General features: G+C 64.8%; 8 protein-coding genes. 5 read left to right on the plus strand and 3 right to left on the minus strand.

Going from position 1 to position 6,750, the window contains the following annotated elements; genetic code table 11:
- On the plus strand, positions 1-423 hold a 423-nt coding region (locus WB461_RS09580), incomplete at its 5' end, for a hypothetical protein (protein WP_423852507.1).
- On the opposite strand, the gene WB461_RS09585 is transcribed toward WB461_RS09580, so the two are convergent.
- Entirely contained in the window at positions 396-977 is a 582-nt protein-coding gene (locus tag WB461_RS09585) for an HhH-GPD-type base excision DNA repair protein (protein WP_423852508.1), read from the minus strand. The genes WB461_RS09580 and WB461_RS09585 overlap by 28 nt on opposite strands.
- Before the next feature lie 147 nt (positions 978-1,124).
- Between WB461_RS09585 and WB461_RS09590 the strand changes: the two genes are divergently transcribed.
- Positions 1,125-1,790, plus strand: coding sequence for a TMEM175 family protein (locus tag WB461_RS09590; RefSeq protein ID WP_423852509.1), 666 nt, complete (start codon positions 1,125-1,127; stop codon positions 1,788-1,790).
- A 76-nt stretch (positions 1,791-1,866) separates the two neighbouring features.
- On the opposite strand, the gene miaB is transcribed toward WB461_RS09590, so the two are convergent.
- Positions 1,867-3,330 carry a tRNA (N6-isopentenyl adenosine(37)-C2)-methylthiotransferase MiaB gene (gene miaB, locus WB461_RS09595; RefSeq protein WP_423852510.1) on the minus strand — a complete coding sequence of 488 codons (1,464 nt, stop codon included), beginning with the start codon at positions 3,328-3,330 and terminating at the stop codon, positions 1,867-1,869.
- 169 nt (positions 3,331-3,499) lie between these two features.
- Between miaB and WB461_RS09600 the strand changes: the two genes are divergently transcribed.
- Positions 3,500-3,766, plus strand: a complete 267-nt coding sequence (locus tag WB461_RS09600; protein ID WP_423852511.1) for a YdeI/OmpD-associated family protein — start codon at positions 3,500-3,502, stop codon at positions 3,764-3,766.
- Positions 3,767-3,867: 101 nt separating this feature from the next.
- Here the strand turns inward: WB461_RS09600 and WB461_RS09605 are convergent, their stop codons facing one another.
- Positions 3,868-4,920, minus strand: a complete 1,053-nt coding sequence (locus tag WB461_RS09605) for a lipase family alpha/beta hydrolase (RefSeq protein ID WP_423852512.1) — start codon at positions 4,918-4,920, stop codon at positions 3,868-3,870.
- Between the two features lie 203 nt (positions 4,921-5,123).
- Here WB461_RS09605 and WB461_RS09610 point away from each other — a divergent pair, with 203 nt between their 5' ends.
- Together WB461_RS09610 and WB461_RS09615 are read left to right on the plus strand one after the other, a co-directional pair.
- Complete coding sequence (locus WB461_RS09610; protein ID WP_423852514.1) at positions 5,124-5,852, plus strand: amino acid ABC transporter ATP-binding protein; 729 nt, start codon at positions 5,124-5,126, stop codon at positions 5,850-5,852.
- Positions 5,853-5,863: 11 nt separating this feature from the next.
- Positions 5,864-6,739 carry a glutamate ABC transporter substrate-binding protein gene (locus WB461_RS09615; RefSeq protein ID WP_423852513.1) on the plus strand — a complete coding sequence of 292 codons (876 nt, stop codon included), beginning with the start codon at positions 5,864-5,866 and terminating at the stop codon, positions 6,737-6,739.
- The last annotated feature ends 11 nt before the right edge of the window (positions 6,740-6,750 follow it).

Here is a 6,750-nt window from a genome sequence, read left to right on the forward strand (position 1 = left end):
GCCCCGGGGATCATCGACGACGAGGACCTCGTCCGGGTGATCGAGCGTGAGTGTCGGACCATGACCACATCGGTCGAATCGACCAGCCTGGCCGGTTCGCCCTCGGAACAGCTGGGAGCGATCCGGAAGCAGAACCGAGCAGTCAGCCGGATGGTCGCGATGATCGAACAAGGTCACGGGCAAGCCATCAGCAAGGACCGTCCGACCAGGCTGTGGCTGGACGATTGGCGCACGATCGTGGACGCCCGCAACACCTTCGTCCAGGAGCTCGTGGACGACAGCGGGGCGACGTTCGACGTGCCACTGGACCCCGAAGGCGTGCCCATCGATGTCCGAATGCAGAAGGTGTGGCTCGGCGACTCCTCGTGCAGCGTTCCCAGCGCTCTCCTCAACCCCTATCCCGGCGTCCCCGTCGGCGCCTGACGCGCCGCGGCTTTCTGCTCCTGCTTGAACGCACGCACCTTGGCCAGCGACTCGGCGTCCACGACGTCGGCGACCGAGCGATGACCCTTGCGGCCGTAGTCCCCTGCGACCTTGGTCCAACCGGCCGGCTTGACCCCCAGCTGCTTGGCCACCAGGGCCGTGAAGATCTTGGCCTTCTGCTCACCGAATCCCGGCAGAGCCCGCAGTCGTGCCAGCAGCTCCTTGCCCGTACGAGCCTCGGTCCAGATGCGTGCCGCGTCCCCGTCGTAGTCGTCGACGACCACGCGAGCCAGCGCCTGCATGCGACCGGCCATCGACCGGCCATAGCGGTGAATGGCCGGCGGTGTCGCGCACAGATCGGCGAAAGCCTCAGGCTCGGCGTCGGCGATCGCGGCAGGATCCAGCGTCCCGAACCGATCAAGCACCTTGGCCGGACCGGCAAAGGCTCGCTCCATCGGGAACTGCTGGTCCAGCAGCATGCCGGCAAGAAGAGCGAACGAGTCGTTGGTCAGCACCTCGTCGGAGTGCGGGTCCTGAGCGATCTGGATGGGCATGCCACCAATCATGTACTGCAACTTGCGCCAAGACACTCAGGAGCTGGCTGAGCGTCGGCTGATTTTGGCAATCCCGACCGCAGAACCATTGACCGAATGTACAGTGGCGCGAAAATTTGGACCGGGGACCGGCGTGAAAGGGTGCGGATGACATCGACACTTGGAACGGTGCGGAATGCTGCCCGGATCTCGCGGCAACCGACCTTTCCATTCAGTTCTACGGAGGCGTTCACCGACGGCATCTACGCGATCGCCGCGACACTTCTGGTCCTCGATCTTCGCCCGCCCAACGTCGAGCCCGGCGATCTTGCGTCCACTCTCGGGGATGAGTGGTTTCTGTTCCTGGTCTACGGGCTCGGGTTCCTGCAGATGGCGGGCGGATGGAGCATCCTGCGGCGATTGCGGACCTGGGCTCCGACAGTCGACTACTACGTCGTTCTGCTCACCCTGCTCATCATCGCCCCGTTTGCGCTCGAGCCGTTCACGCTGGCCCTGCTCAGTGAGTCCCGCGGCAACGCGGACGACTTCGCGACAGCGCTCCAGGTGGCAGCCGGCGCCTTGCTCGCCAGCCTTGCCGCCTACATTGCCACGTTCGAGTACCTGCACCGCAGAAAGTTCTTCCGAGATGACCTCGACCCCGACATCTTCACGTTGGCCCACCGCATTTCCAAGATCATCTGGCTGCTCCCGGCGCTCACCCTGATACTTGCACCGTTCCTTGGCACGTGGGCCGCTGTGCCCCTCTTGATACACCTTGTCCTCATGCTCATGCCGATCGACGCCATGCCAAGGACCCCCGTCGGGCCAAGCTGACCAGGCAGAGAGCTGGCGGATCCGGCACCCTCTTCCGTGCGCGTGAGCGTCCCCACGAGCGTGGTTTTTCGGTGGGTCAGACGGCGCAGCTCGGCGCGGGCGGTAGCGCCTGCGGGACACCCAGTGACGGCATGCCAAGGCCGACCGAGCGGACCTCGGTGCGCCCGTGACGAGACTCCCAGGCGTCCCCAGCAGACGTGCGTCGAACGCCGACCGGAGCCTCGTCGCTGACCAGGTGATGTGGTGCCGCGTAGGTGATGCGCACATCGACCATGTCGCCCGGCCTGATCTCGTGGTCACCCGGTGCGAAATGAACCAGGCGGTTGTCGCGGGCCCGACCGGTCAGCCGATGAGTGGCGCCATCCTTCTTGCCCTCGTGATCGGCCACGAGCAGCTCGACGACCCGACCCTCCTGCTTCTTCGCCTCGTCCCACGCCACCTCGTTGACGACTTCGATCAGCCGGTCGTAGCGCTCCTGCACGACTGTCTTGGGCAGCTGATCGGGCAGATCGGCAGCGGGTGTGCCCGGGCGCTTGGAGTACTGGAAGGTGAAGGAACCGCTGAAGCGCGCCGCGCGGACGACCTCGATCGTGTCGAGGAAGTCCTCCTCGGTCTCGCCGGGGAAGCCGACGATGATGTCGGTCGTGATCGCGGCCTCCGGCATGGCCTCGCGAACCCGGTCGATGATGCCGAGGAACTTGCTCTGCCGGTACGACCGGCGCATCGCCTTGAGCACGCGGTCCGAGCCGGACTGCAACGGCATGTGCAGCTGAGGCATCACGTTGTGGGTCTCGGCCATTGCTGTGATGACGTCGTCGGTGAAGTCCTTGGGGTGCGGGCTGGTGAACCGTACGCGTTCCAGTCCCTTGATCTCGCCGCACGCCCGCAGCAGCTTGGCGAAGGCCTGCTTGTCGCCGAACTCGACGCCGTACGCGTTGACGTTCTGTCCCAGCAACGTCACCTCGATGACTCCGTCGTCGACGAGCGCCTGGATCTCGGCGAGGATGTCGCCGGGACGGCGGTCCTTCTCCTTGCCGCGCAGTGCCGGGACGATGCAGAAGGTGCAGGTGTTGTTGCAGCCCACGCTGATCGACACCCACGCAGCGAAGACCGAGTCACGTTTGGTCGGCAGCGTCGAGGGGAAGACCTCGAGCGACTCGAGTATCTCGACCTGTGATTCCTCGGCAATGCGAGCGCGCTCCAGCAGAACAGGCAGGGAACCAATGTTGTGCGTACCGAAGACGACGTCGACGTAAGGCGCCTTCTGGGTGATCGTGTCCCGGTCCTTCTGCGCGAGGCAGCCCCCGACGGCGATCTGCATGCCCGGGTTCTTGGCCTTGACACTGGCGATGTGACCGAGGTTTCCGTACAGCTTGTTGTCGGCGTTCTCGCGCACCGCGCAGGTGTTGAACACGACCAGGTCCGGGGTGTCCTCCTCGGCCTTCGCGTAGCCAGCCGTCTCCAGCAGGCCCGACAGTCGTTCGCTGTCGTGGACGTTCATCTGGCAGCCGTAGGTGCGCACTTCATAGGTCTTGGTCATGACCCGGCCATGGTACGTGGGATTCCCGCGGGTCTGGAAATCACGAAACTGTGCCCGAAGACCTCGTCGGAGCGCTGACCGAGCGTCAACGGGACGTCGAGACCCTCAGACAGAGATATGGAGCATCCAGCCCGTTTGGGCACCGCTGAACGGTCGGTATCGTGAGCTCATGGTTGAGCCGACTGTGGACGGGGGCGTCGTGCACGAGCTTCCCGCTGACCTCCGTCACGCCCTCAGCAGCAACGAAGCGGTTCTTGCCGCCTGGCAGGACATCACGCCGCTGGCTCGCAACGAGTTCATCTGCTGGGTGGACGACGCCAAGATGGACGAGACCCGCGCACGTCGAATCCGCCGAACTCAGGAGGAGCTTGCGGAGGGCAAGCGCCGACCCTGCTGCTGGCCCGGCTGCACGCACCGTGAGCGCACGGGTCGCTGACGCCGTCCTCCCGGGCCCCGCGGTGGACGGTGCTCCGCAGATGCGCGCTGCAGCTTACCAACGAACGCGCCGATGATGACGAGGCGCGAGAACCGGACGGGTCAGCAGCCCTTTGCGGTCGTGTAGCAGCGCAACCGCGGCTCGGCCGGGACCTGCTTGGCGCCGACCAGGTTGACGTAGGGCAGAGGAACGCTGGCCAGGCCAGGTGCTCCGGAAAGAACCTGCACGATGTTCTGGAGGTTCAGCGGATCGACCCCCGGGTGGTACTGCTGCAGGCAGACACCGCGGTTGATGCGCGAGACCTTTGCCGGCCCCGCGTGACCCAGAGCGTCCATCGCCAGCGCATATGCCGTCGGATCGATCGTGCCGATTGCCAGGTGCTCGTAGAGGTCGAGCGGGCAGATGTCCTGCGTAGCGACATTGGTGATCGCACCCTGGCCGGTGTGCAAGGCCGAGGACGCCGTGGCATTCGTGTCGCTGGGCCGCACCACCTGGTCGGTGTGCGTGTAGATCTGGGTGTAGGAGATCCCCTTGAACGTCTCAGCACGACTGTTGAGCGCGGCAATGAACTTCGCCGTGGCCTGCTGCTGCCAGACCGCCGGCAGACAGGTCGTGACGCCCACCTTGCAGGTCGGCAGGCTTGAGGTGCCGTGGTTCGACCCAGCCATTCCGATCACGTCGTCGACCATCACTCGGGTGTCGGGCCAGAAGCGCAGGGCCCACCGCATCGACATGCCGCCCTGGCTGTGGCCCAGGATCGCGATGTCCCGGGTCGACTTGGCCCGCATCGTGCGGATGGCGTAGACGAGGTACTCCCCCGAGACCTGGATGTCACCGAGGGTGTGGGACGGCATGTGGATCGCGCACCACGGCCGCTTCTGCGCCGTGAACGCCCGCTCGTAGTTCCACGAGTAGTTCTCATCGACCGTGACGCCGGTCGCGGGGTTGAGCAGGACCGGCTGGAGCGTCGACGTCTTGAAGTTGCCGCTGCACTGCAAGGCCGCCTTCAGCGTCGTGGTCTTGACCGTCAGGCGCGGCCCGGGTCGGTCCAGCGGGGCGTACGGCGACGAAGCCGTCGCCGAAGACGTGGTCACGACCGACGCTGCGACCAGCGCGGCGGTGCACAGCAGGGTGGACAGGACAGATCGACGCATCAGTGGACTCCCTCAATAGGCGGAGGGTCTAACGAGACCGAACCCTCCGCGTTACACCCGCGCCATCATTGCGGGCTCCCCCCGGGGGGCCGACGCAGGCTGCGCCTCGCATGGCAGGCCGAATTACTTCATTTCGTCACGCAACCAATCCCCCGATATCGAGAATTCGGGCTAGGTTGATGCGCATGGCAGACCAGACCGCAATGGTTTCGATGCAAGGCGTCCAGAAATGGTTTGGACAGTTGCACGTGCTGCAAGACATCGAGCTGAACGTCGCCTCGGGCGAAGTGGTCGTCGTGATCGGGCCGTCCGGATCAGGCAAGTCGACGCTGTGCCGAGCTATCAATCGGCTCGAGACGATCGATGAGGGCACGATCAAGATCGACGGGTCGACGCTGCCCGAGGAGGGCAAGGGCCTGGCCCAGCTCCGCGCCGACGTCGGCATGGTCTTCCAGTCGTTCAATCTCTTCGCCCACAAGACAGTTCTGGAGAATGTCACGCTCGGCCCGATGAAGGTCCGAGGTGTCAAGAAGGCGGCCGCCGAGAAGCGCGGACATGAACTGCTCGAACGCGTCGGCATCGACAGTCAGGCCGACAAGTACCCAGCACAGCTGTCCGGGGGCCAGCAGCAGCGAGTGGCCATCGCCCGTGCGCTGGCGATGGAGCCGAAGGTCATGCTCTTCGACGAGCCCACCTCGGCGCTCGACCCGGAGATGATCAAAGAAGTTCTCGACACCATGGTCGACCTCGCCAAGGGCGGCATGACGATGATCGTCGTGACGCACGAGATGGGGTTCGCCCGCACGGCTGCCGATCGGGTGCTGTTCATGTCCGACGGCCAGATCATTGAAGAAAACACCCCCGAAGAGTTCTTCACCAATCCCACCTCCGATCGCGCCAAGGACTTCCTCGGCAAGATCCTCAAGCACTAGAGAGGAAACACATGAAACGCGCACCATTTGCCATCCTCGCAGCCTCCGCAGCACTGATTCTGGGAGCCTGCGGGAGCGCTGGGGAGGACTCAAACCCAGTCGACACCAAGGTCGACGACAACGCCGCGAGCCAGTTCGAGGACGGGACCGCGATGAAGGCAATCGCCGAATCCGGCAAGGTCCGCATCGGCGTCAAGTTCGATCAGCCCGGCCTCGGGTTCAAGAGTGCGGGCGACCCCCAGCCCGTCGGATTCGACATCGAGATGGCCAAGATCGTCGCTGCCAAGCTTGGCATCGCCGCGGACAAGGTCGAGTGGGTCGAGACCATCTCGGACAACCGCGAGCCATTCCTGCAGAAGGGCACGGTCGACTTCGTGTTCGCGTCCTACTCGATCACCGACGATCGCCGCAAGGTCGTCGGCCAAGCTGGGCCGTACTTCCTGACCGGCCAGCAGCTGCTGGTCAAGAAGGGCAGCGACATCAAGGGCGTCGCCGACATCAAGGGCAAGGAAGTCTGCTCCGTCACCGGCTCGACCTCGCTCAAGCAGGTCGAGGAAAAAGGCGCCAAGGCCCGCGGCTTCGAGACGTACTCGCAGTGCCGTGACCAGGTGCTCGACGGTGGTGTCGACTCGATGACGACCGATGGCTCGATCCTGCTCGGCTACGCCGCGCTCAACCCGGACGAGCTCGAAGTTGTCGGCGAACCGTTCTCCGAGGAGCGCATCGGCATGGGCTACAGCCAGGACAAGCCTGAGCTGTGCCAGTTCCTGACGGACACAATTCAGGAGGCCATGGACAACGGCAACTGGGCCAAGGCTTTCGAGGCCACACTCGGCAAATCTGGTGCTGAGACACCCGAGCCGCCGAAGATGGACGCCTGCGCCTGATTCCCCCGCGG

The organism is Aeromicrobium sp., assembly GCF_049587115.1.
Classification (GTDB): domain Bacteria; phylum Actinomycetota; class Actinomycetes; order Propionibacteriales; family Nocardioidaceae; genus Aeromicrobium.